General features: G+C 58.4%; 20 protein-coding genes and 2 pseudogenes. 7 read left to right on the top strand and 15 right to left on the bottom strand.

The features are described from left to right. Positions 1-115 precede the first annotated feature (115 nt). From AC1DWG_RS24660 to sdhC, 4 genes are read right to left on the bottom strand one after another with little or no spacing between them, the layout of a single operon-like run. Positions 116-820 (bottom strand): succinate dehydrogenase iron-sulfur subunit, encoded by a 705-nt coding sequence (locus tag AC1DWG_RS24660; protein WP_003223007.1) that lies wholly within the window; start codon positions 818-820, stop codon positions 116-118. Between the two features lie 11 nt (positions 821-831). Beyond that, positions 832-2604 carry a succinate dehydrogenase flavoprotein subunit gene (sdhA, locus tag AC1DWG_RS24665; protein ID WP_477762479.1) on the bottom strand — a complete coding sequence of 591 codons (1773 nt, stop codon included), beginning with the start codon at positions 2602-2604 and terminating at the stop codon, positions 832-834. A gap of 3 nt (positions 2605-2607) precedes the next feature. Then, on the bottom strand, positions 2608-2976 hold the full coding sequence (gene sdhD / locus AC1DWG_RS24670; RefSeq protein ID WP_007977503.1) for a succinate dehydrogenase, hydrophobic membrane anchor protein: 369 nt from the start codon (positions 2974-2976) through the stop codon (positions 2608-2610). Continuing rightward, positions 2970-3344, bottom strand: a complete 375-nt coding sequence (gene sdhC / locus AC1DWG_RS24675; protein WP_015096190.1) for a succinate dehydrogenase, cytochrome b556 subunit — start codon at positions 3342-3344, stop codon at positions 2970-2972. The genes sdhD and sdhC overlap by 7 nt, the downstream gene beginning before the upstream one ends. A gap of 363 nt (positions 3345-3707) precedes the next feature. Here sdhC and gltA point away from each other — a divergent pair, with 363 nt between their 5' ends. Then, positions 3708-4997 carry a citrate synthase gene (gene gltA, locus AC1DWG_RS24680; RefSeq protein ID WP_477754857.1) on the top strand — a complete coding sequence of 430 codons (1290 nt, stop codon included), beginning with the start codon at positions 3708-3710 and terminating at the stop codon, positions 4995-4997. Positions 4998-5912: 915 nt separating this feature from the next. On the opposite strand, the gene AC1DWG_RS24685 is transcribed toward gltA, so the two are convergent. The 3 genes from AC1DWG_RS24685 to AC1DWG_RS24695 form a co-directional block, all read right to left on the bottom strand. Then, positions 5913-7571, bottom strand: a complete 1659-nt coding sequence (locus AC1DWG_RS24685) for a cation acetate symporter (protein WP_477754858.1) — start codon at positions 7569-7571, stop codon at positions 5913-5915. Then, positions 7568-7879 (bottom strand): DUF485 domain-containing protein, encoded by a 312-nt coding sequence (locus tag AC1DWG_RS24690; protein ID WP_110746318.1) that lies wholly within the window; start codon positions 7877-7879, stop codon positions 7568-7570. Before AC1DWG_RS24690 ends, AC1DWG_RS24685 begins: the two co-directional genes overlap by 4 nt. 239 nt (positions 7880-8118) lie before the next feature. Then, positions 8119-8970 (bottom strand): glycine betaine ABC transporter substrate-binding protein, encoded by an 852-nt coding sequence (locus AC1DWG_RS24695; RefSeq protein WP_477754859.1) that lies wholly within the window; start codon positions 8968-8970, stop codon positions 8119-8121. Positions 8971-9258: 288 nt separating this feature from the next. Here AC1DWG_RS24695 and AC1DWG_RS24700 point away from each other — a divergent pair, with 288 nt between their 5' ends. Further along, the gene (locus AC1DWG_RS24700) at positions 9259-10854 is read left to right on the top strand and encodes a glycoside hydrolase family 17 protein (RefSeq protein ID WP_477762480.1); all 1596 of its coding nucleotides are present in this window, start codon (positions 9259-9261) and stop codon (positions 10852-10854) included. Between the two features lie 141 nt (positions 10855-10995). On the opposite strand, the gene AC1DWG_RS24705 is transcribed toward AC1DWG_RS24700, so the two are convergent. Then, a complete protein-coding gene (locus tag AC1DWG_RS24705; RefSeq protein WP_477788456.1) occupies positions 10996-11376 on the bottom strand; it encodes a hypothetical protein in 381 nt (126 codons plus the stop codon). Between the two features lie 225 nt (positions 11377-11601). Between AC1DWG_RS24705 and AC1DWG_RS24710 the strand changes: the two genes are divergently transcribed. Next, positions 11602-12900: a serine/threonine protein kinase gene (locus tag AC1DWG_RS24710; RefSeq protein ID WP_477762482.1), complete on the top strand. Its 1299-nt coding sequence runs from the start codon at positions 11602-11604 to the stop codon at positions 12898-12900. Beyond that, on the top strand, positions 12893-13681 hold the full coding sequence (locus AC1DWG_RS24715; RefSeq protein ID WP_477754863.1) for an MlaA family lipoprotein: 789 nt from the start codon (positions 12893-12895) through the stop codon (positions 13679-13681). The genes AC1DWG_RS24710 and AC1DWG_RS24715 overlap by 8 nt, the downstream gene beginning before the upstream one ends. A 65-nt stretch (positions 13682-13746) precedes the next feature. Here AC1DWG_RS24715 and AC1DWG_RS24720 read toward each other — a convergent pair whose 3' ends face one another. Further along, positions 13747-14661 carry a DUF808 domain-containing protein gene (locus AC1DWG_RS24720; protein WP_477788457.1) on the bottom strand — a complete coding sequence of 305 codons (915 nt, stop codon included), beginning with the start codon at positions 14659-14661 and terminating at the stop codon, positions 13747-13749. 134 nt (positions 14662-14795) lie between these two features. Here AC1DWG_RS24720 and AC1DWG_RS24725 point away from each other — a divergent pair, with 134 nt between their 5' ends. Continuing rightward, complete coding sequence (locus AC1DWG_RS24725) at positions 14796-15401, top strand: TetR/AcrR family transcriptional regulator (protein WP_477762484.1); 606 nt, start codon at positions 14796-14798, stop codon at positions 15399-15401. Between the two features lie 71 nt (positions 15402-15472). Here the strand turns inward: AC1DWG_RS24725 and AC1DWG_RS24730 are convergent. The 6 genes and pseudogenes from AC1DWG_RS24730 to AC1DWG_RS24755 all read right to left on the bottom strand — a co-directional run. Next, positions 15473-15655 (bottom strand): annotated as a pseudogene (locus AC1DWG_RS24730) (amino acid permease); the annotation flags it as partial. Beyond that, positions 15649-16101: pseudogene (locus AC1DWG_RS24735) on the bottom strand (cupin domain-containing protein); the annotation flags it as partial. The pseudogenes AC1DWG_RS24730 and AC1DWG_RS24735, both read right to left, overlap by 7 nt. A 149-nt stretch (positions 16102-16250) precedes the next feature. Then, complete coding sequence (locus tag AC1DWG_RS24740) at positions 16251-17654, bottom strand: amino acid permease (protein ID WP_477788458.1); 1404 nt, start codon at positions 17652-17654, stop codon at positions 16251-16253. Positions 17655-17752: 98 nt separating this feature from the next. Beyond that, complete coding sequence (kynA, locus tag AC1DWG_RS24745; protein WP_477762486.1) at positions 17753-18607, bottom strand: tryptophan 2,3-dioxygenase; 855 nt, start codon at positions 18605-18607, stop codon at positions 17753-17755. After that, positions 18604-19281: an arylformamidase gene (gene kynB, locus AC1DWG_RS24750; protein WP_477762487.1), complete on the bottom strand. Its 678-nt coding sequence runs from the start codon at positions 19279-19281 to the stop codon at positions 18604-18606. The genes kynA and kynB overlap by 4 nt, the downstream gene beginning before the upstream one ends. A 293-nt stretch (positions 19282-19574) precedes the next feature. Beyond that, positions 19575-20015 (bottom strand): GlcG/HbpS family heme-binding protein, encoded by a 441-nt coding sequence (locus AC1DWG_RS24755; RefSeq protein WP_477762488.1) that lies wholly within the window; start codon positions 20013-20015, stop codon positions 19575-19577. 260 nt (positions 20016-20275) lie between these two features. Between AC1DWG_RS24755 and gcl the strand changes: the two genes are divergently transcribed. Further along, a complete protein-coding gene (gene gcl, locus AC1DWG_RS24760) occupies positions 20276-22051 on the top strand; it encodes a glyoxylate carboligase (RefSeq protein WP_108218690.1) in 1776 nt (591 codons plus the stop codon). Between the two features lie 138 nt (positions 22052-22189). After that, positions 22190-22972: a hydroxypyruvate isomerase gene (hyi, locus tag AC1DWG_RS24765; RefSeq protein ID WP_477762490.1), complete on the top strand. Its 783-nt coding sequence runs from the start codon at positions 22190-22192 to the stop codon at positions 22970-22972. Positions 22973-23012 lie beyond the last annotated feature (40 nt).

The following is a 23012-nucleotide window of genomic DNA, read 5'->3' on the forward strand; positions in this document are numbered from 1 at the left end:
TCAAAATAAGAGCCGCAGCCTTTTAAGCTGCTGCTCAGGTTAAAACTACGGCGCCGGTTGAAGCCCGCGCCGTAGCATCTACGGGTACTGCGGTCCTACGGGTACAGCAGCTGAATCACACGCCGCTCGAGAGCAACATGTTACGGATGTGACCGATGGCCTTAGTCGGGTTCAGGCCTTTCGGACATACGTTGACGCAGTTCATGATCCCGCGGCAGCGGAATACGCTGAACGGGTCATCCAGCGAAGCCAGACGCTCGGACGTCTTGGTGTCACGGCTGTCTGCCAGGAAGCGGTACGCTTGCAGCAGAGCAGCTGGACCCAGGAACTTGTCCGGGTTCCACCAGAAGGACGGGCAGGAAGTCGAGCAGCAAGCGCACAGGATGCACTCGTACAGACCGTCCAGCTTTTCACGCTCTTCAGGGGACTGCAGACGTTCGATGGCCGGAGCCGGCGTGTCGTTCTGCAGGTATGGCTTAACCTTCTCGTATTGCTTGTAGAAGATGCTCATATCGACGACCAGGTCACGGATAACCGGCAAACCTGGCAGAGGACGAACGATCAACTTGTTACCTTTTACGACGGCGGACAGCGGCGTGATGCACGCCAGACCGTTCTTGCCGTTGATGTTCATGCCGTCGGAACCGCAAACACCTTCACGGCAAGAGCGACGATAGGAGAAACCTTCGTCCTGCTCTTTGATCAGGGCCAGTACGTCCAGCACCATCAGGTCCTTACCACCGGTATCGACCTGGAATTCCTGCATGAACGGCGCGGCGTCCTGATCAGGGTTGTAACGATAAACGCTGACTTGCAACATGGCGGCCACCCTTAATAAGTCCGAATCTTAGGTTCAAAAGTCGGAACAGTCTTCGGCGAGAAGTTCACGGCACGCTTGGTCACGCGCTTGTCACCCGGGAAGTACAGGGTGTGGCACAGCCAGTTTTCGTCGTCACGATCTTCGAAGTCTTCACGGGCGTGAGCACCACGGGACTCTTTACGCACTTCTGCAGCGATGGCGGTGGCTTCGGCCACTTCCAGCAGGTTCTGCAGTTCCAGCGCTTCGATACGTGCAGTGTTGAACGCCTGCGACTTATCGTTGATCTTCACGTTGGCGATGCGCTTGCGCAGGTCAGCCAGCTGGGCAATACCCTTCTGCATGTATTCGCCGGTACGGAATACACCGAAGTAGTTCTGCATGCAGTTTTGCAGCTCGCGACGCAGGGTAGCCACGTCTTCACCTTCGGTACGCTCGTTCAGAGCGGACAGGCGCGCCAGGGCCGCATTGATGTCGGCGTCGGTGGCGTCGTCGTAGTCGATACCGTCGGTCAGTGCTTTTTCCAGGTGCAGGCCGGCAGCGCGGCCGAATACCACCAGGTCGAGCAGCGAGTTGCCGCCCAGACGGTTGGCACCGTGAACCGATACGCAAGCCACTTCACCCACTGCGAACAGACCAGGGATGATGGCATCAACACCATCAGCGTCCTGAGTGATCGCCTGACCGTGAATGTTGGTCGCAACGCCGCCCATCATATAGTGGCAGGTCGGAACAACCGGAACCGGAGCAACAACCGGGTCAACGTGCGCAAAAGTCTTCGACAGTTCGCAGATGCCTGGCAGACGGCTGTGCAGCACTTCCTCGCCCAGGTGGTCGAGTTTGAGCATCACGTGGTCGCCATTCGGACCGCAACCGTTGCCGGCGATGATTTCCTTAACCATCGAACGGGCAACGACGTCACGACCGGCAAGGTCTTTGGCGTTCGGAGCATAACGCTCCATGAAACGCTCGCCGTGCTTGTTGATCAGGTATCCACCTTCACCACGGCAACCTTCGGTAACCAGTACACCAGCGCCGGCGATACCGGTCGGGTGGAACTGCCACATTTCAATGTCTTGTACCGGCACGCCAGCACGCAGCGCCATACCAACGCCGTCACCGGTGTTGATCAGGGCGTTGGTGGTCGAAGCGTAGATACGGCCTGCACCGCCGGTCGCCAGCACGGTGGCTTTGGCGCGGATGTAGGTGGTTTCACCGGTTTCGATGCAGATCGCGATCACACCGACGAACTCGCCTTCGCCGTTCTTCACCAGATCAACCGCGTAGTACTCGTTCAGGAACACGGTACCGGCTTTCAGGTTGCCCTGATAAAGGGTGTGCAGCAGTGCGTGACCGGTACGGTCGGACGCAGCGCAAGTACGAGCAGCCTGGCCGCCCTTACCGTAATCCTTCGACTGACCGCCGAATGGACGCTGGTAGATACGACCCTGCTCGGTACGCGAGAATGGCATGCCCATGTGGTCCAGCTCGTAAACGGCAGCCGGGCCCTCCTGACACATGTATTCGATAGCGTCCTGGTCACCGATGTAGTCGGAACCCTTGACGGTATCGTACATGTGCCAGCGCCAGTCATCGTTCGGGTCAGCAGACGCGATTGCGCAGGTGATGCCGCCTTGAGCGGATACAGTGTGCGAGCGGGTCGGGAAAACCTTGGTGATCACGGCAGTCTTGTGACCGCCCTGTGCCAGTTGCAGCGCTGCGCGCATGCCGGCACCGCCACCACCAATAATGATGGCGTCGAAAGAAATCGTTGGAATGTTAGCCATGAATCAGATACCCCAGAGAATCTGCACACCCCAGACGAAGTAAGCGAACATCGCAACGCCGCATACTGCCTGGAAAAGGAAACGCACTGCAGTCGCGGACTTGCCCAGCGCCATCGGCGTCAGGTAGTCGGTCGCGATGGTCCACATGCCGACCCAGGCGTGAGCACCCAGGGCCACAAGGGCCAGCAGACTGAAGATACGCATCCCGTTGTGGGCGAACAGGCCGTGCCATTGGTCGTAGCCAATGCCCGGGTTCGCAGCAAGGTATCCGATCAGGAAAATGAAATAAGCCGCGAGAACGACCGCAGACACACGTTGCGCCATCCAGTCATACAGACCGGAACGCGAAAGGTTCGTAACGCTGGTTACCATATCCAAACTCCTGCCAGAACGATCAACACCACGGAAACGGCGATGATAATTTTCGAGCCCAGGCGGCCGCCTTCCAGCGTCTCACCGATGCCCATGTCCATAATCAAATGGCGCACACCGGCTACCAGGTGATACAGAAGAGCGGACAGGAGGCCCCATGCTACGAACTTGGCCAGCGGGCTGGTCAAGCATGCCTTCACCTCGGCAAAACCTTCCTCGGAACCCAGGGATTTGCCCAATGCATAAAGCATGAAGCCAAGGCCCAGGAAGAGGATGATGCCGGAAACACGGTGAAGAAACGACGTAACGCCGGTGATGGGGAGTTTGATGGTCCTTAGGTCTAGGTTTACAGGTCGTTGGCTTTTCACGGCTTTTTTTTCACACTGAAGAGCCCCTAACAATCAGGGCAAAGTTGTTGGGGAGTGCACTGGTCAGGTAACCACCACCCAGGGATGCGACCCCCAATAAAGCAGGCCCAAAAGCCCCTGGCGGTCGGTGGCCGAGTATAGACAGTTAGGCTACTAATGACAACGCAAAGACCTAACCCAAACAGCTGATTGCGCAACTGACATAAAAGGCGTAAATGGCAGCCAATTTCGAGAAAAAAGTCCGGTTAAAGCCTTCTGGAGCAAGACTTTAGGCAAATTGACATTCGAATTTATCTCACTATAGTGGTGCGGGCCCTGCGTGGGGGGTCTGTCTGATGATTTCAAGCATAAATAGGAGGCCACATGGCTGACAAAAAAGCGCAGTTGATCATCGAGGGCGCAGCCCCCGTCGAGCTGCCCATTTTAACCGGCACCGTTGGTCCCGATGTTATCGATGTTCGGGGCCTGACGGTCACGGGCCGTTTCACCTTTGACCCGGGTTTCATGTCGACCGCCTCGTGCGAGTCGAAGATCACCTATATTGATGGCGACAACGGCATTCTGCTGCACCGCGGCTACCCGATCGAACAGTTGGCCGAGAAGTCGGACTATCTGGAGACCTGCTACCTGCTGCTCAACGGCGAACTGCCGACCGCAGAACAGAAGGCACAGTTCGTCAGCACCGTGAAGAACCACACCATGGTCCACGAGCAGCTGAAGACCTTCTTCAACGGCTTCCGTCGCGACGCCCACCCGATGGCCGTCATGTGCGGCGTAGTCGGTGCCCTCTCGGCCTTCTACCACGACTCCCTGGACATCAAGAACCCGCAGCATCGCGAAATTTCCGCGATCCGCCTGGTTGCCAAGATGCCGACCCTGGCAGCAATGGTTTACAAGTACTCCATGGGCCAACCCATGATGTACCCGCGCAACGACCTGTCGTACGCGGAAAACTTCCTGCACATGATGTTCAACACCCCGTGCGAGATCAAACCGATCAGCCCGGTACTCGCCAAGGCCATGGACCGGATCTTCATCCTCCATGCCGACCACGAGCAGAACGCATCGACTTCCACCGTGCGCCTGGCGGGCTCTTCGGGCGCCAACCCGTTCGCCTGTATCGCCGCCGGTATCGCTGCACTGTGGGGCCCTGCCCACGGCGGTGCAAACGAAGCCGTTCTGACCATGCTTGACGAGATTGGCGATGTTTCGAACATCGACAAGTACATCGCCAAGGCCAAGGACAAGAACGATCCGTTCAAACTGATGGGCTTCGGTCACCGGGTTTACAAAAACCGCGACCCACGTGCCACCGTCATGAAGCAGACCTGCGACGAAGTACTGAAGGAACTGGGCATCAACAACGATCCGCAACTCGAACTGGCCATGCGCCTGGAAGAGATCGCGCTGACCGACCCTTACTTCATCGAGCGCTCGCTGTACCCGAACGTCGACTTCTACTCGGGGATCATCCTCAAGGCGATCGGCATTCCAACCAGCATGTTCACCGTGATCTTCGCCCTGGCGCGGACCGTCGGCTGGATCTCCCACTGGAAAGAAATGCTCTCCAGCCCGTACAAGATCGGCCGTCCGCGCCAGCTGTACACCGGCTACGAGTCGCGTGATATCACCAAGCTGGAAGACCGCAAGTAAGCGCTGTCTTGCTGTAGGGTGTTGAGTTGTACCGGGAACGGCCTCTGCTTTTTATATAAAGAGCAGGAGGCCGTTTTTGTTTGTGCGCTTTGTCGCGTTTTTTTTTGATCGAGCGCATATCCGTTTCTTCGGTAACGGCCACTTAGGGTTCCGCTCTTACAGCGGGTCACTTGGAAAAGCGGAACGCCGCCCGGCCCCAAGTAACCAAGGGCTCTTGCCCCTGACATTCGGTGCCTCGCCTAGGCTCGGCATTCCCTCGCTCCGGTCCTGCTCCGTGGGCCCGCCGCCATCGGCCATCCATGGCCGGGGGCGGCCTACCGGCCGGCCTGTTTGCTGGGGTCGTTCGTCTGTGAGGTACCTGGTCGGCTGGCAGGCCGCCATCGCGAGCAAGCTCGCTCCCACAGAAGAGCAAAGACAGAGCGGTGTACACAGTCGCTCTTCACCACTCATCAGGCCGAGCGTTAGCTCGCCTGCAGCTTTTGATCTTGATCCACCCGCCCCCTCGGGAGGCTGAACGGAGGTGTTCATCCGGGGATGGGCGCGCAGCGCCGTTCGACGCAGTCGAACTCATTGCATGTAGGTCGAAGCGAAGCCGACCGGAGGGCAATGCCCCGGATGAATACCGCAGCGAGGGGCCGTACGTAAGGGGCGAGACCTTTGGTTACTTTGGGGCGTTTGCCAAAGTGACCCGCTGTAAGAGCGGAACCATAAGCCGCCGTTACCGCAGGAATGGATATGTACGCGGTCAACAAAAGACAGGTCGGCTGTCAGGCCGCCTTCGCGAGCAGGCTAGTTCCTACAGTAAATCGGCACATCCACGAAATTCAGGTCGATTACCGCCCAATAAAAAAATGCCCCGATCTCTCGACCAGGGCATTTCCATACAACACAACTTAAACAGTCAAACCCAAACGCTTAGTGCGAAACAGCACCACTCGCCCCAAGACCCGTCTGCGAACGAACAAACTGCGGGAAGAACAGCGCCCGCTCATTGTCCGCAGCAGTGGACTTGTCGGTAACCGAGAAGAACCAGATCCCGACAAAGGCAATCATCATCGAGAACAGCGCCGGGTACTCATACGGGAAGATGGCCTTCTCGTGATGCAGGATCTGCACCCAGATGGTCGGACCAAGCACCATCAGGCCCACGGCACTGATCAGTCCCATCCACCCACCGATCATCGCACCGCGAGTGGTCAGCTTCTTCCAGTACATGGAAAGCAGCAGCACCGGGAAGTTGCAGCTCGCCGCGATGGAGAACGCCAGCCCCACCATGAACGCAATGTTCTGGCTCTCGAACAGGATACCCAGGCCAATTGCCAGCACCGCCAAGAAGATGGTGGTGATTTTCGAGACGCGAATCTCGTCCTTCTCGTTGGCCTTGCCTTTCTTGATCACGCTGGCGTACAGGTCGTGGGACACCGCCGAAGCACCGGCCAGGGTCAGACCGGCAACCACTGCCAGAATGGTCGCGAACGCTACCGCCGAGATGAAGCCCAGGAAGATACTGCCGCCCACCGCGTTGGCCAGGTGCACCGCCGCCATGTTGTTACCACCCAACAAGGCGCCAGCAGCGTCTTTGAAGGCCGGGTTGGTGCTGACCAGCAGGATCGCGCCGAAGCCGATGATGAAGGTCAGGATGTAGAAGTAACCAATGAAACCGGTTGCGTACAACACGCTCTTGCGGGCTTCTTTTGCGTCACTCACGGTGAAGAAGCGCATCAGGATGTGCGGCAGGCCAGCGGTACCGAACATCAGCGCCAGACCGAGGGAAAACGCCGAGACCGGATCTTTCACCAGACCGCCCGGGCTCATGATCGCTTCAGCTTTCGGGTGAACCTTGATCGCCTCGGAGAACAGCATGTTGAAGTCGAAGTTGACGTGCTTCATCACCATCAGTGCCATGAAGGAAGCACCGGACAGCAGCAGGACTGCCTTGATGATCTGCACCCAGGTGGTCGCCAGCATGCCGCCGAACAACACGTACAGGCACATCAGAATACCGACCAGGATCACCGCAACGTGGTAATCGAGACCGAACAACAACTGGATCAGCTTGCCGGCACCGACCATTTGCGCGATCAGGTAGAACGCCACCACCACCAGCGAACCGCAAGCGGACAGCGAGCGGATCTGGGTTTGCCCCAGGCGATAGGACGCCACGTCGGCAAAGGTGTATTTGCCCAGGTTACGCAGGCGCTCGGCGATCAGGAACAGAATGATCGGCCAGCCCACCAGGAAACCGATCGAATAGATCAGGCCGTCGTAGCCGGAGGTGAACACCAGCGCGGAAATACCCAGGAAGGACGCTGCCGACATGTAGTCACCGGCAATCGCCAGACCGTTCTGGAAACCGGTGATCTTGCCGCCAGCGGCATAGTAGTCGGCTGCCGAATTATTACGCTTGGAAGCCCAATAGGTGATGCACAGGGTGGCACCGACGAAGGCGACAAACATCAAGATCGCCGACACATTAAGCGGTTGCTTCTGCACGGCACCGGTCAGGGCGTCAGCCGCCCAGGCGCCAGGCGCGAAAGCTGCGATACTCAAAAGAGCCATTAGACGGCGGATCATTGCTGAGCCTCCTTGAGAATCGCATTGTTCAGGTCGTCGAATTCGCCGTTGGCGCGTCGTACGTAAATACCGGTCAGGACGAAAGCCGAAACAATCAGCCCGACACCGATCGGTATGCCCCAGGTAATCGAGGACTCAGGGCTGATTTTCGCCCCCAGCACCTGAGGTCCATAGGCAATCAGAAGGATGAATCCGGAGTAAAGCCCTAGCATGATCGCCGACAGAATCCAGGCGAATCGTTCCCTCTTGCTAACCAGCTCCTTGAAGCGCGGGCTGTTTTGAATCGAGAGGTAAATGCTGTCGTTCATTGTTTTTATCCTCGCAGCACAGATTGAGTTGCAACGGTATCCACTCTATGCGGCTGCGGGGCAGGTTCCAGACGACCTTAGTCTTAGACCCACATGGTGTTTTCGCCAATTATCAGCATGAACATATAAATGTAGGAGCGAGCCTGCTCGCGATAGCGTCGTGTCAGGCGACTTCTCAGTTAACTGACAGACTGCTATCGCGAGCAGGCTCGCTCCTACAGAGTACAGCGACGTGCCTGTTATTTAGTCCAGTCAGCAACACGATCAGGGTGTTTGGCGACCCAATCCTTCGCCGCCGCTTCAGGCTTGGCACCGTCCTGGATCGCCAGCATCACCTGGCCGATTTCATCCTTGGATTCCCACTGGAAGTTCTTCAGGAACTTGGCCACTTCCGGCGCCTTGGCCTCCAGGCCTTTGCTGCCGATGCTGTTCACGGTTTCAGCCGCGCCATACACGCCTTTCGGATCTTCGAGGAAGCGCAGTTTCCACTTGGCGAACATCCAGTGCGGCACCCAGCCGGTCACTGCGATGGATTCGTTCTTCTTCTCGGCACGGGTCAGCTCGGCGATCATGCCGGCGCCAGAACTGGCCTTGAGTTGATAGCCGGTCAGGTCGTAGTCCTTGATCGCCTGATCGGTCTTGAGCATCACGCCCGAACCGGCGTCGATGCCGACAATGCGGTTCTTGAAGGTGTCGTCGGTCTTGAGGTCGTCAATGGACTTCGCCTTGACGTATTCCGGCACGATCAGGCCGATTTTCGCGTCCTTGAAGTTCGGGCCGTAATCGACGACCTGATCCTTGTTCTTCGTCCAGTAATCGCCGTGGGTCACCGGCAGCCAGGCCGACAGCATGGCGTCGAGCTTGCCGGTGGCCACGCCTTGCCACATGATCCCGGTGGCGACGGCTTGCAGCTTCACGTCATAACCGAGTTTCTGCCTGATCACTTCGGCAGCCACGTTGGTCGTGGCAACACTGTCCGACCAGCCGTCGACATAACCGATCGTCACTTCCTTCCCAGCGGCACTGGCCACGGTAGAACTGATCGCCAGCACCAAAGCGGCACCTGCGCCCAAGAGTCGTCGCATCTTCATCGTTACTTCCCCGAAAGTGCTGCGCTCGACGGATGCCGAGTCGCTTAAACGTATTGTTATGGTGCACAGCGCCCCCATCACGCCTTACCGCAAACTCGTTCGAACATCAGCGGAGTACTGACGCCTTCGATGATCAACCTGACGCTCTTGGCGACCTGCTCTGCCAGCGACCTCAAGGCAACGAGAAACGACATCAGAACGCCATTAATCTTGAGCGCGACCAACGCACCGCAGACTCCGCCCGAACTTTGCATATCAAAATCATGCAAGCCACCAAGCACACGGTAAATGCAGGTAACATGCGCCGCTTTGCTCCCACACGGCCTTTCCATGTCCGCGACATCCCGCTTCCCTTTTGCCGCTTATCTATTCGCTTGCCTGCTCGGGCTGTTTGCCCTGGGCGGCTTCTGGTACGGCCTCGGCAAACCGGTGATATTGCCGGACGTGGCCAGCGCAACGCACAAGCTGCAATGCGCGTCCTACACGCCGTTCGACAAAGACCAATCGCCGTTCGACCAGCCCTTCAAGCTGCGCCCCGAGCGCATGGATGCCGACCTCGCGCTGCTGTCCAAAAGCTTCGAATGCATCCGCACCTATTCCATGACCGGCCTCGAAGCCCTGCCGGAACTGGCGCGCAAGCACGGCTTGAAAATGATGATTGGCGCTTGGGTCAACAGCAACCCGGTGGACACGGAAAAAGAAGTCGACCTGCTGATCGCCTCGGCCAATGCCAACCCGGATGTGGTGAGCGCCGTGATCGTCGGCAACGAAACCCTGCTGCGCAAGGAAGTCACTGGCGCGCAATTGGCGAAACTGATCAACAAGGTCCATAGCCAGGTCAAACAGCCTGTCACCTATGCCGACGTCTGGGAGTTCTGGCTCAAGCACCCGGAAATCGCCCCCGCCGTGGACTTCCTGACCATCCATTTGCTGCCGTACTGGGAAGATGATCCATCGAACATCGACGCCGCCCTGCAACATGTGGCCGAAGTACGCCAGGTGTTCGGCAACAAGTTCGCGCCCAAGGATGTACTGATTGGCGAAACCGGCTGGCCCAGCGAAGGCCGTCAGCGCGAAACAGCGCTGCCGAGCCGGGTCAACGAAGCCAGGTTCATTCGCGGTTTTGTCGCCATGGCCGAGCAACGGGGCTGGCACTACAACCTGATCGAAGCCTTCGACCAGCCATGGAAACGCGCCAGTGAAGGTGCAGTGGGTGGTTACTGGGGGCTGTTCGATGCCGATCGCCAGGACAAGGGCGTGCTGGCCGGGCCAGTGACAAACGTACCCTACTGGTCGCAATGGCTGGCGGTGGGTGGCTTGATCTTCATCGGCACGTTGCTGCTCGGCGGCAGGGTTCGCACGACGCGTTCGGCGCTGGTGCTGCCCTTGCTCGGCGCGTTGGCGGCGTGTTCGATAGGCGCCTGGGGTGACCTGGCACGGGTGACCACGCGTTTTACCAGTGAATGGCTATGGGTCGGATTGCTGACCGCTCTGAATCTGCTGGTGCTGGCCCATGCTGCGCTGACGTTGAGCCCTCGTACCGGTTGGCGCGGCCAGGCTTTCAACTTGCTGGAACGCCGTGCTGGCTGGCTGGTTGCAACGACAGGTTTCGCTGCAGCCGTGATGATGCTGGAACTGCTGTTCGATCCGCGTTATCGCAGCTTCCCGAGTGTCGCGTTCATCGTGCCGGCGCTGGTTTATCTGTGCCGCCCGGTGAATGTGCCGCGCCGCGAGATTGCGTTGCTGACCTTCATCATCGGTGCCGGCATTGCGCCGCAGTTGTTTCGTGAAGGCTTGCAGAATCAGCAGGCCTGGGGTTGGGCGCTGGTGAGTGTGTTGATGGTGGCAGCATTGTGGCGTTGCTTGCGCGTTCGCAAGGCTTAACTCTTTAGCGACCTGACTGGCCTCATTGCGAGCAAGCTCGCTCCCACATTTGATCTTTGTCGCACGCAAATTTTGTGTTCACTGAAGATCTACTGTGGGAGCGACGGTGCGGCGATCCGACCTGCTCGCGAAAGCGTCGGCTCAGACGCCGCGAGACTCTCTGACCAACCGCAACCCCGCTATCACCACCGCAAACACCGCCAGCGTCGTGTTGTACAACGCCAGCGCCGGAAACCCGAACACCAGCGCCAGCACCGCCAGCCACCAGCCTGCCCGCCCCGGCACGACAAAGCCGATGATCGCCGCGCCCAGCGCAGCCCAGCCCAGAACGCCGAAATGGATCATCAGCCCCAGATTCGATCGCACCTGGCATTCCCAGCGACTTGCCTCATCCACGCAAATGCCGACCCACTGTGCATCCTCCATGAAGCCATAACGCGCGCCATAACTGGCGGCCAGCCATACAGGCAGCAATACAAGCAGCAATACAAGCAGCAGAATCACGGGCAGACGGCGAGACATGAAACACTCCAATTGGCGAAAAACGGCGGCCAGCTTAATCGCCCGAAGGCGTTTCGCAAGCGATAACAACTGTTAACTGGTCTTTCAATCGCGGCGAAGTGTATCGTCCAGCTACTACTACTGCACAATCAGGCCTGTTTCGTGCCGATGGTTGGCACTTTGGCGCAGATCCGATGGTCATAGCCTGCGAAAATCATTCGGCACCTTCTTCTAAGGGATTTAGTCATGCTCCGTTCCTTGCGCTTCGCCGCCCTGTTTGGCGGCCTTATTTTGAGTGCGTCCGCACTGGCGGTCGATATAGATGCCGCCAGTTATGGTTACCCCCTGACCAACCCGTTCGAGGCGACCATCGCGACCACGCCGCCGGACTTGCGTCCGGAGTTGCCCCTGGACGATGACATCGATCAGACAGTGCGCAGCGTCACCTTGCGTCCGGAACGGGCGTTCGAATTGCCGGACAATTTCTGGGCGGTCAAGAAACTCGACTACCGCATTGCCACGCAAGATCACGCCGCACCGCTGATTTTCCTGATCGCCGGCACCGGTGCGCGCTATGACAGCAGCCTGAATGAATACCTGAAGAAGCTCTATTACAAAGCCGGCTACCACGTGGTGCAGTTGTCATCGCCTACCAGCTATGACTTCATGAGCGCCGCATCACGCTTCGCCACGCCGGGTGTGTCCAAGGAAGATGCCGAAGATTTGTACCGGGTGATGCAGGCCGTGCGGGCACAGAACCCGAAAGTGCCGGTCACCGATTACTACCTGACCGGCTACAGCCTGGGTGGACTGGATGCCGCTTTCGTCGCGCACCTGGACGAAACCCGCCGCAGCTTCAACTTCAAGAAAGTCCTGCTGCTCAACCCGCCGGTCAACCTCTACACCTCGATCACCAACCTCGACAAGCTGGTCCAGACCGAGGTCAAGGGCATCAACAACAGCACCACGTTCTATGAACTGGTACTGAACAAACTGACCCGCTACTTCCAGCAGAAGGGCTACATCGACCTCAACGACGCCCTGCTCTACGACTTCCAGCAGTCCAAACAGCACCTGACCAACGAACAGATGGCCATGCTGATCGGTACCTCGTTCCGCTTTTCGGCAGCCGACATTGCCTTCACTTCAGACCTGATCAACCGTCGCGGCCTGATCACCCCACCCAAGTTCCCGATCACCGAGGGCACCAGCCTCACGCCATTCCTCAAGCGTGCACTGCAATGCGACTTCGACTGCTACATCACCGAACAAGTCATCCCGATGTGGCGCGCCCGTACCGACGGTGGCAGCCTGCTGCAACTGATTGACCAGGTGAGCCTGTATGCGCTGAAGGACTATCTGCACGACAGCCCGAAAATCGCCGTCATGCACAACGCCGACGACGTGATCCTCGGCCCTGGCGACCTCGGTTTCCTGCGCCGGACCTTCGGCGATCGCCTGACCGTTTACCCGCTGGGCGGCCATTGCGGCAACATTAACTACCGCGTCAACAGCGACGCCATGCTGGAGTTCTTCCGTGGCTAAATACCTCCTGCTTTTCGCAGCGTTACTCTGTGCAGGCGTCGCCAATGCCGACAACAGCAAAGCCAACGCCCCCGTGGTCGTCGACAGTGATGGTTTCAAGGAACCGCTGAGCAAACTCAAATTCAACCCGGGCCTGGACCAGCGCGAGTTCGAGCGTTCGACGCTCAGCGCGCTGGCCGTCTACGATCCGCTGGAAGAGTGGAACCGGCGCGTCTATCACTTCAACTACCGCTTCGACCAATGGGTGTTCCTGCCGGTGGTCAATGGTTACCGCTACGTCACCCCGAGCTTTCTGCGTACCGGTGTCAGCAACTTCTTCAACAATCTCGGCGACGTGCCGAACCTGTTGAACAGCCTGCTGCAACTCAAGGGCCAGCGCTCGATGGAGACCACCGGACGCCTGCTGCTCAACACCACCATCGGCATCGCCGGCCTGTGGGACCCGGCCACCGCCATGGGTCTGCCGCGCCAAAGCGAAGACTTCGGCCAGACCCTGGGCTTCTACGGCGTGCCGGGCGGCGCTTATTTCGTCCTGCCGATCCTCGGTCCGTCGAACCTGCGCGACACCGGCGGCCTGGCGGTGGATTACACGGCCGAGAATGCGATCAACTTCCTCAACGTGGCCGAAGTCAGTTCCAACCATCCGGAAGTCTGGATCCTGCGCAGCATCGACAAGCGCCACCAGACCACCTTCCGCTATGGCCAGACGAACTCGCCATTCGAATACGAGAAAGTGCGTTACGTCTACACCGAGGCGCGCAAGTTGCAGATCGCCGAGTAATCCCGGCACCCCAAAAACACTGTGGGAGCGAGCCTGCTCGCTCCCACACTTGTCAGGTGTTGTCTTTAGCTTTTCAGTGCTTTCCAGATTTTGCTGGCAGCCAAAACGCCCACCAACACCGTCGCCCCAGCCACAATCCCCGCCAACCCATTGAGCAGCATCGACACGAAAAACCCGCCACCGCCCGCCCCGGCGCTGACATTTTCGATCCAGTGATGCACCACCGACACACCGTGGGTCAGGATGCCGCCACCGACCAGAAACATCGCCGCGGTGCCGATCACCGACAGGCTCTTCATCATGTACGGCGCAGCACGCAGAATGGCGCCACCGATGCTTTTCGCCATCTGCCCGGGCTTTTGAGTCAACCAGAGTCCAAGGTCATCCAGCTTGACGATACCCGCCACCAGGCCATAGACGCCGATGGTCATGACGATTGCGATCCCCGACAGCACGATGACTTGCTGGCTCAACGGCGCACCGGCCACGGTGCCGAGGGTGATGGCGATGATTTCTGCCGAGAGAATGAAGTCGGTGCGGATCGCGCCCTTGATCTTGTCCTTTTCGAACGCCACCAGATCCACTTCCGGGTCTGCCACCGCCTCGACCAGCTCAGCATGTTCGACCTGATCTTCGGCCTTGCTGTGCAGAAACTTGTGGGCAAGTTTTTCAAACCCTTCGAAGCACAGATAGGCACCGCCGACCATCAACAATGGCGTGACCAGCCACGGAATGAATGCACTGATGGCCAGCGCCGACGGCACCAGGATCAGTTTATTGATGAACGAACCCTTGGCGACCGCCCAGACCACCGGGATTTCCCGCTCGGCACGCACGCCGCTGACTTGCTGGGCATTGAGGGCAAGGTCGTCACCGAGTACGCCGGCCGTTTTCTTGGCGGCCATTTGGGTCATCAATGACACGTCGTCCAGTACGGCGGCGATGTCGTCAATCAGCACCAGCAAACTGCTTCCTGCCATAAATCGGGTTTCCTTCTGCAATGAATGCGCAGCAGCATAGCGCGGCATAACGGGTCGCGGTGCATTCTTGAGCGTCGCGCGAGGCCGGTGATACCATGCGCAACCGCCAGAACAGGCAAGGAATCACCCGGTTTATGAGCACTATCCGCGAGCGCAACAAACAACTGATCCTGCGTGCCGCCAGTGAGGAATTCGCCGACAAAGGCTTCGCTGCGACCAAAACCAGCGACATCGCAGCCAAGGCGGGATTGCCCAAGCCCAACGTCTACTACTACTTCAAATCCAAGGAAAACCTCTACCGCGAGGTCCTGGAAAGCATCATCGAGCCCATCCTGCAGGCGTCGACACCGTTCAACGCCGACGGCGTGCCCAGCGAAGTGCTCAGTGGCTACATCCGCTCGAAAATCCGCATTTCCCGCGACCTGCCCTTCGCCTCCAAGGTGTTCGCCAGCGAAATCATGCACGGCGCCCCGCATTTGAGCCCCGACCTGGTCGAGCAGCTCAACGGCCAGGCCAGGCACAACATCGACTGCATCCAGACCTGGATCGACCGCGGGCAAATCGCCCCCATCGACCCCAACCACCTGATGTTCAGCATCTGGGCCGCGACCCAGACCTACGCCGACTTCGACTGGCAGATCACCGCCATCACCGGCAAGGCCAGGCTGGATGAAGAAGATTACGAAGCGGCAGCGCAGACGATTATCCGGTTGGTGCTCAAGGGGTGTGAGCCGGACTGATAGCGGCCCAGGATCAATGCCGACTCGGCAGTCCATGAAAACTGCCGGTCGGGATTGCATGTTTCCGCCCTCTAAACCTTCGGCAGCGGATTCAACGCCACGGCTGCCCCGGGTTTTCTGAAGAAGATCCAGTAGACAACCGTGAGGATCAGCAGGAAAGGCACACCGAATACCAAGGTCATTTTGAAGGCATCGGTGAAGTAGGTGGTGATCATCACCGCGCCCATCAGCAGCAACCCCAACAGCGTGGTGTATCCAGCGGTCGCTGCAGCATGCCTTCCAGCGACTCGCTCATGGCGACGCGGGTGATCACCACCTGGACTTTGCGACAGTCGCCAGAGATCTCCAGCATCTGGTTCTCATTCGGGGAAATGATCCCCCCTTGATCGCGGTTGGATCTCACCACGCTGCCGTTCTTGCTCAGTTCCTGCTCGCCCACCAACGGCAAACTCAGGCTGTAGCTGCTGAAGTGTTCGGCGTCTTCGATATCGATGGTGACATCGGTGCCATATGAGAGAGTGCCCAGGGTCGTAGCCATCGACTTGAACACATTGGCGCTGTGATGAAAGCGGATCCGCTCAGGCGTCGAAGTCTGGAGGCGGTGCGGCCCGCAGATACCAGACATCCAGTTCCTTGCACCCTCGAGGTCATAGTGATCGATACAAATGTCGCGAAACTGCGGATCAGCGTTGCTACTCATCACGACGCACCCACGGCAATATTTTTCAGCGCGCTCTGATAGCGCGTATCAGGCTTGAAAAGAGCAAGTTCCACGCCACAAAACGGCTGTTTTGTCCGTTTAAAAAGCCCCGTAACTCATTGAATGTCGGGGCTTTTGTCAGGGGAAGGCTATTGAACCACCGGCAAGGCCCTATCCTTGGCCATACGCATCCGGTAAAAGCCGAAGATGATCAACATCCACACCGGTATGGCGAAGACTGAAGCACGTATCCCTGGAATCATCAGCATGACGCAGACGATCATGGCCATGAAGGCCAGGCACAGGTAATTACTGTAGGGGAACCAGAACGCTTTGAAACCCGGCACGATGCCTTGCTGGCCCATGACTTTGCGAAATTTCAGGTGCGTCAGGCTGATCATCGCCCAGTTGATCATCAGCGATGCGACCACCAGTGCAAAGAGCAACTCAAGCGCTTCATGCGGGGCGAGGTAGTTAACCAGCACGGACAGCATGGTGATCAACGCAGATACGCCCAGCGCCAGTAGGGGCACGCCCTGCTTGTTCAGTTTCATCAGCGCCTTGGGCGCGTCGCCCTGTTCGGCCAGACCATAGAGCATGCGGCTGTTGCAGTAGACGCCACTGTTATAGACAGAGAGCGCCGCGGTGAGCACCACGAAGTTGAGGATGTGCGCTGCGGTGTCGCTGCCGATCAAGGAGAAGATCTGCACGAACGGGCTGCCGCTATAGGCATCGCCCGAAGCGCCCAGTGTCTGTAGCAGTTGATCCCACGGATACAGCGATAGCAACACGGTGAGTGCGCCGACGTAGAAGATCAGCACGCGATAAACCACCTGGTTGATCGCCTTGGGAATCACTTTTCCCGGTTCTCTGGCTTCAGCGGCGGTGATACCGACCAGCTCCAGACCGCCGAAGGAGAACATGATGAACGCCATGGACATCAGCAATCCGGTGGTGCCGTTGGGAAAGAAGCCGCCGTGACTCCACAGATTGCTGACTGAGGCCTGCGGGCCGCCCGTTCCGCTGAACAACATGTAACAGCCCAGGGCAATCATGCCAATGATCGCTACGACCTTGATGATTGCAAACCAGAACTCCATCTCGCCGAAGACTTTGACGTTCATCATATTGATCAAATTGACCAGAACGAAGAACACCGCCGCGCTGACCCAAGAGGGGATTTCCGGCCACCAGAACTGCACGTACTTGCCGACAGCCGTCAACTCGGCCATGCCCACCAGCACATACAGCACCCAGTAGTTCCAGCCGGACAGAAAGCCGGCATAGCCGCCCCAGTACTTGTGGGCAAAATGACTGAAGGAGCCGGCTACCGGTTCCTCGACTATCATCTCGCCCAGCTGGCGCATGATCAGAAAGGCAATGAAGCCGGCAATCGCATAGCCGAGGATCATCGACGGCCCGGCCGATTTGAGTACTCCGGCAGAGCCGAGAAACAACCCGGTACCTATCGCTCCGCCCAATGCGATCAGCTGAATATGACGATTTTTCAGCCCTCGCTTGAGCTCGCCTTGTCGCAAGATTTCATCCGCCATCTGGTTACCTTCTAATTGTTATGGTCAGGCATGGTTTGAATGCATCAATTTATTCAATTGCCGCTCGGTTTAAGCGTTCAGACATTACTCTCGGTAAATTAGAGAGTTGAGCGCACTCGCCACAACTCCGGGAACAACACGGTATCGAGCATCTTGCGCAGATAACCGACACCTTCTGTGCCGCCGGTCCCTGGTTGAAAGCCGATGATCCGCTCGACTGTGGTCACATGCCGGAAGCGCCATTGACGGAACGAATCCTCAAGGTCGATGAGTTTCTCCGCCAACTGATAGAGATCCCAATAACGCGAAGGGTCGGTGTAGACCTCGCGCCAGGCTGCTTCGACCGACGCGTCATGCGCCGTCGGACTGGTCGGATCGCGCTCGAAACGCTGTGGGTCGATGGTCAAGCCAGCGCGGACCATCAAGCGAATCGCCTCGTCATACAGCGACGGTGTGGCAATCGCTTTTTCAAGCGACTGCAACAGTTCCGGCCGATGCGCATGGGGGCGCAACAGGGTCGCGCTTTTATTGCCCAGAATGAATTCGATCTCGCGGTACTGGAATGACTGGAAGCCCGATGACTGCCCCAGAAAGGGCCGTATCGCGTGGTACTCGGTGGGTGTCATGGTGGCCAACACCGTCCAGGCATGCACCAGTTGATCAAAAATCCGCGAGACCCGCGCCAGCATCTTGAAAGCGGGTGGCAACTCTCCCAGTCGAATGTGTTCGCGGGCGGCTTTGAGCTCGTGCAGCATCAGCTTCATCCACAGCTCTGACGTCTGATGCTGGATGATGAACAGCATCTCGTTATGGTCCGGAGATAACGGGTGCTGTGCGCTGAGAATGCGCCCCAGATCCAGGTAGTCGCCGTAGCTCATGGAGTCGGAAAAATTCAGCTCGGCGTTATGCCATTCTTCCGTCTGGTTTGCAGGTGAATAGGGGCATTGGCTCATTGAGTCGGCTCCTCAAGTTGCAGTTTATTCAGTGGATTATTCAGTGGACGCAAAATCGCCCTGACCGGACTGGCGTCCAGATGGGCAAAACGCAGCGGCAGCGCGATCAATTCATAGTCCCCTTCCGGGACGTCATCGAGCACGATGCCCTCGAGGATGGCCATGCCATGTCGGGCTACGGCATTGTGCGAATCCATGGTTTTGGATTGCTGAGGGTCCAGCGACGGCGTATCGATACCGATCAAGCGCACGCCGAGGCTCGCCAGCAGGTCGACGGTTTCTTTGGCGACTGCGGTGAAATCCGGATCCCAGGAGCTCAACGGCGCTTGTCGCCAGGTGCGCAGCAGCACCCGTTCAGGCAGGTCTTGCAAGCGACCTTCAAGCTGCTCGGGGTGCACCAGCCGGCCGCTGTTCAGGCAATGCAGCACACGGCAAGGCCCCATATAGACATCGAGTGACACATCGCCAATGGCCGCGCCATCAGCGCTGTAATGCAGCGGCGCGTCGACATGGGCACCCGTGTGAGGCGACAGGGTGATACGCCCGACATTCACCGGACACTCGGGTCCGAAGCTCCACACGCGCTCTTCCTGAAAAGGTGTGTCACCCGGCCAGGTAGGTGTAGCGGTGCTCAAAGGCGGGCTGATATCCCACCACGATAGTGTTGTTTTCATTGCAAAGCTCTCGGCTTGTTCCGAGAGAATGATACGAGTGATACCTGTGAATATTCTTGCGAAAATATTCGGCAATACCCAAATGTTTCGCACAAAATTCTAAAAAACAGGAATTTACCGGATGGAAATTTCAACGGGAAAAGCAGGCAGCTAAAAAGCTGTTCTGGGGCGAAAGTGCGGAGGAAAGTAGTTCGCGAATGGCTGCGCGAAATGGCGCAGACTTTCAGCTGGATGAGTCTGGGAGATTGCTTTCGCGAGCAAGCCCGCGAAAGCGGTAAATCAGACGCCGAAGATCAACCAGCCACCCCCGCATCCGCCTTCAACCCCTGCCCCTCGATCGCGCGGATCGCACATTGCTCGTCAACATCTGACAGATCCCCGCTGATGCCCACCGCCCCCAATACAGTCCCGTCCTGATCCCGAACCAACACGCCGCCCGGCACCGGCACGACGCTGCCCTGCCCCAGGCTGTTCAACGCGGCGATGAACGCCGGGCGTTGCTGGGCGTCCAGTGCCAGCAGGCGTGAACCCTTGCCCAGCGCGATGGCGCCCCAGGCTTTGCCGATGGCGACATGCGGGCGCAGCAGGCTGGCGCCGTCTTCACGTTGCAGGGTGATCAGATGCCCGCCGGCATCCAGTACCGCAATGGTCAAGGGCGCCGCGGATATTGCACGCCCTGCGGTGATGGCCTCGTTGACCAGGTTGACTGCGACTTTCAAGGTTAAAGCGCTCATGGTGCCGTCCTCATTTTGTTTTTCGGAAAGCCGGTGGGCTGCGCGGCAGCCCGATGCAACAAATAGAACACAATGAGTTATTTTTTTGTATACAATAATTCTCGAAAGGCGCCACATGCGACGAAAAGCCACAGTAGATTGGCCTTCCGACGAATGAAACAAGCGCTTGAGAAAATGGATTGACCTGCGCCGTCCGCCGTGAATACACTCTGCGCAAAGCCACTTGTATACAATTACAAAACGTAAAGAGGCACAAAACCATGAGCAAAATGAGAGCAATCGAAGCCGCCGTTCTGGTGATGCGCCGTGAAGGGGTCGATACCGCTTTTGGCATCCCCGGTGCCGCCATCAACCCGCTGTACTCCGCCTTGCAAAAGGTCGGCGGCATCGATCACGTACTCGCTCGCCACGTTGAAGGCGCCTCGCACATGGCCGAGGGCTACACCCGCACCAAGGCCGGCAACATCGGCGTGTGCATCGGTACTTCCGGCCCTGCCGGCACCGACATGGTCACCGGGCTCTACAGCGCCTCGGCCGACTCGATTCCAATCCTCTGCATTACCGGCCAGGCACCCCGCGCCCGTATGCACAAGGAAGACTTCCAGGCTGTCGATATCACCACCATCGTCAAGCCAGTCACCAAGTGGTCGACCACCGTCATGGAACCGGGCCAGGTGCCTTACGCGTTCCAGAAAGCCTTCTACGAAATGCGCTCCGGCCGTCCAGGCCCGGTGCTGATCGATCTGCCGTTCGACGTGCAGATGGCTGAAATCGAATTCGACATCGACGCTTACCAGCCACTGCCACTGGCCAAGCCGAGCGCTACCCGCGTCCAGGTTGAAAAAGCCTTGGCCATGCTGGATCAGGCCGAGCGTCCATTGCTGGTGGCCGGTGGCGGCATCATCAATGCCGATGCCAGTGACCTGCTGGTGGAGTTCGCCGAGCTGACCGGCATTCCGGTGATCCCGACCTTGATGGGCTGGGGCACCATCCCGGACGATCACCCGCTGATGGTGGGCATGGTTGGCTTGCAGACTTCGCACCGCTACGGCAATGCCACGATGCTCAAATCCGACGTCGTGCTCGGCGTGGGCAACCGTTGGGCCAACCGCCACACCGGTTCCGTTGACGTGTACACCGAAGGCCGCAAGTTCATTCATGTTGATATCGAACCGACCCAGATCGGCCGCGTGTTCACCCCGGACCTGGGCATCGTTTCCGACGCCGCTGCCGCGCTGACCGTGTTCATCGAAGTCGCTCGCGAATGGCAAGCCGCCGGCAAGCTGAAGAACCGCAGTGCCTGGCTGCAAGACTGCCAGCAGCGCAAAGCCAGCCTGCAGCGCAAGACTCACTTCGACAACGTGCCGGTCAAGCCGCAACGCGTTTACGAAGAAATGAACCAGGTGTTCGGCAAAGACACCTGCTACGTCAGCACCATCGGGCTGTCGCAGATTGCCGGCGCGCAGTTCCTGCACGTCTACAAGCCACGTCACTGGATCAACTGCGGTCAGGCAGGCCCGTTGGGCTGGACCATTCCGGCAGCGCTGGGTGTGGTCAAGGCCGATCCGAACCGTAAAGTCGTGGCCCTGTCGGGGGACTATGACTTCCAGTTCATGATCGAGGAATTGGCGGTGGGCGCGCAGTTCAAGCTGCCGTACATCCATGTTGTGGTGAACAACTCGTACCTGGGTCTGATCCGTCAGGCGCAGCGCGGTTTCGACATGGACTACTGCGTACAGCTGTCCTTCGACAACCTCAACGCTCCGGAACTCAACGGTTACGGTGTCGACCACGTCGCAGTGGCCGAAGGCCTCGGCTGCAAGGCACTGCGTGTGTTCGAACCGGCTCAGATCCAGCCTGCCCTGCGCAAGGCCCAGGAGCTGATCGAAGAGTTCAAGGTTCCAGTGATCGTCGAGATTATCCTGGAGCGTGTGACCAACATTTCCATGGGCACCGAGATCAACGCCGTCAACGAGTTCGAAGACCTGGCGCTGGTTGGCGACGACGCACCGACTGCGATTTCGTTGCTCGATTAACTGCTGACCGCTCCCCCTGTGGGAGCGGGCTTGCTCGCGAAGACTGCTTCACATCCAACAGAGATGTTGACTGACCCACCGCTTTCGCGAGCAAGCTCGCTCCTACAAGGGGCCTTCACACATTTACGGGAGACCACCATGCCGCGTTTCGCAGCCAACCTGTCCATGCTGTTCACCGAACAGGACTTTCTTGCCCGTTTCGAAGCGGCCGCCAAGGCCGGCTTCAGTGGTGTCGAATACCTGTTCCCGTACGACTTCAGCTCCGCCGAAATCAAGGCCAAGCTCGACGCCAACGGTCTGACCCAAGTGCTGTTCAACCTGCCGGCCGGTGACTGGGCCAAGGGCGAACGCGGTATCGCGTGCCTGCCGGACCGGGTTGAAGAGTTCCGTGCCGGTGTCGACCTGGCTATCGCTTACGCGCAAGTGCTGGGCAACACCCAGGTCAACTGCCTGGCCGGTATTCGTCCTCAGGGCTTTGACGATGCCACCGTGGAAAAAACCTTCGTCGCCAACCTCAAGTACGCCGCCGACAAGCTGCAAGCGGCGGGTATCAAGCTGGTGATGGAAGCGATCAACACCCGTGACATTCCAGGCTTCTACCTGAACAACACGGCGCAAGCCCTGTCGATTCGCGAGCAGGTCGGCAGCGCCAACCTGTTCCTGCAATACGACATCTATCACATGCAAATCATGGAAGGCGATCTGGCCCGCACCCTGCAATCGCACCTGGACGAGATCAACCATGTGCAGCTCGCGGACAACCCGGGACGCAACGAACCAGGTACCGGTGAAATCAACTACCGCTTCCTGTTCGAACACCTGGACCGCATCGGTTATCAGGGTTGGGTCGGTTGCGAATACAAGCCGCTGACCACCACTGAAGCGGGCTTGGGTTGGCTCAAGACCCACAACGCAATCTGATAGAACACGGTCATCACTGTAGGAGCTGCCGCAGGCTGCG

Source organism: Pseudomonas sp. P4_B3, from assembly GCF_056402295.1.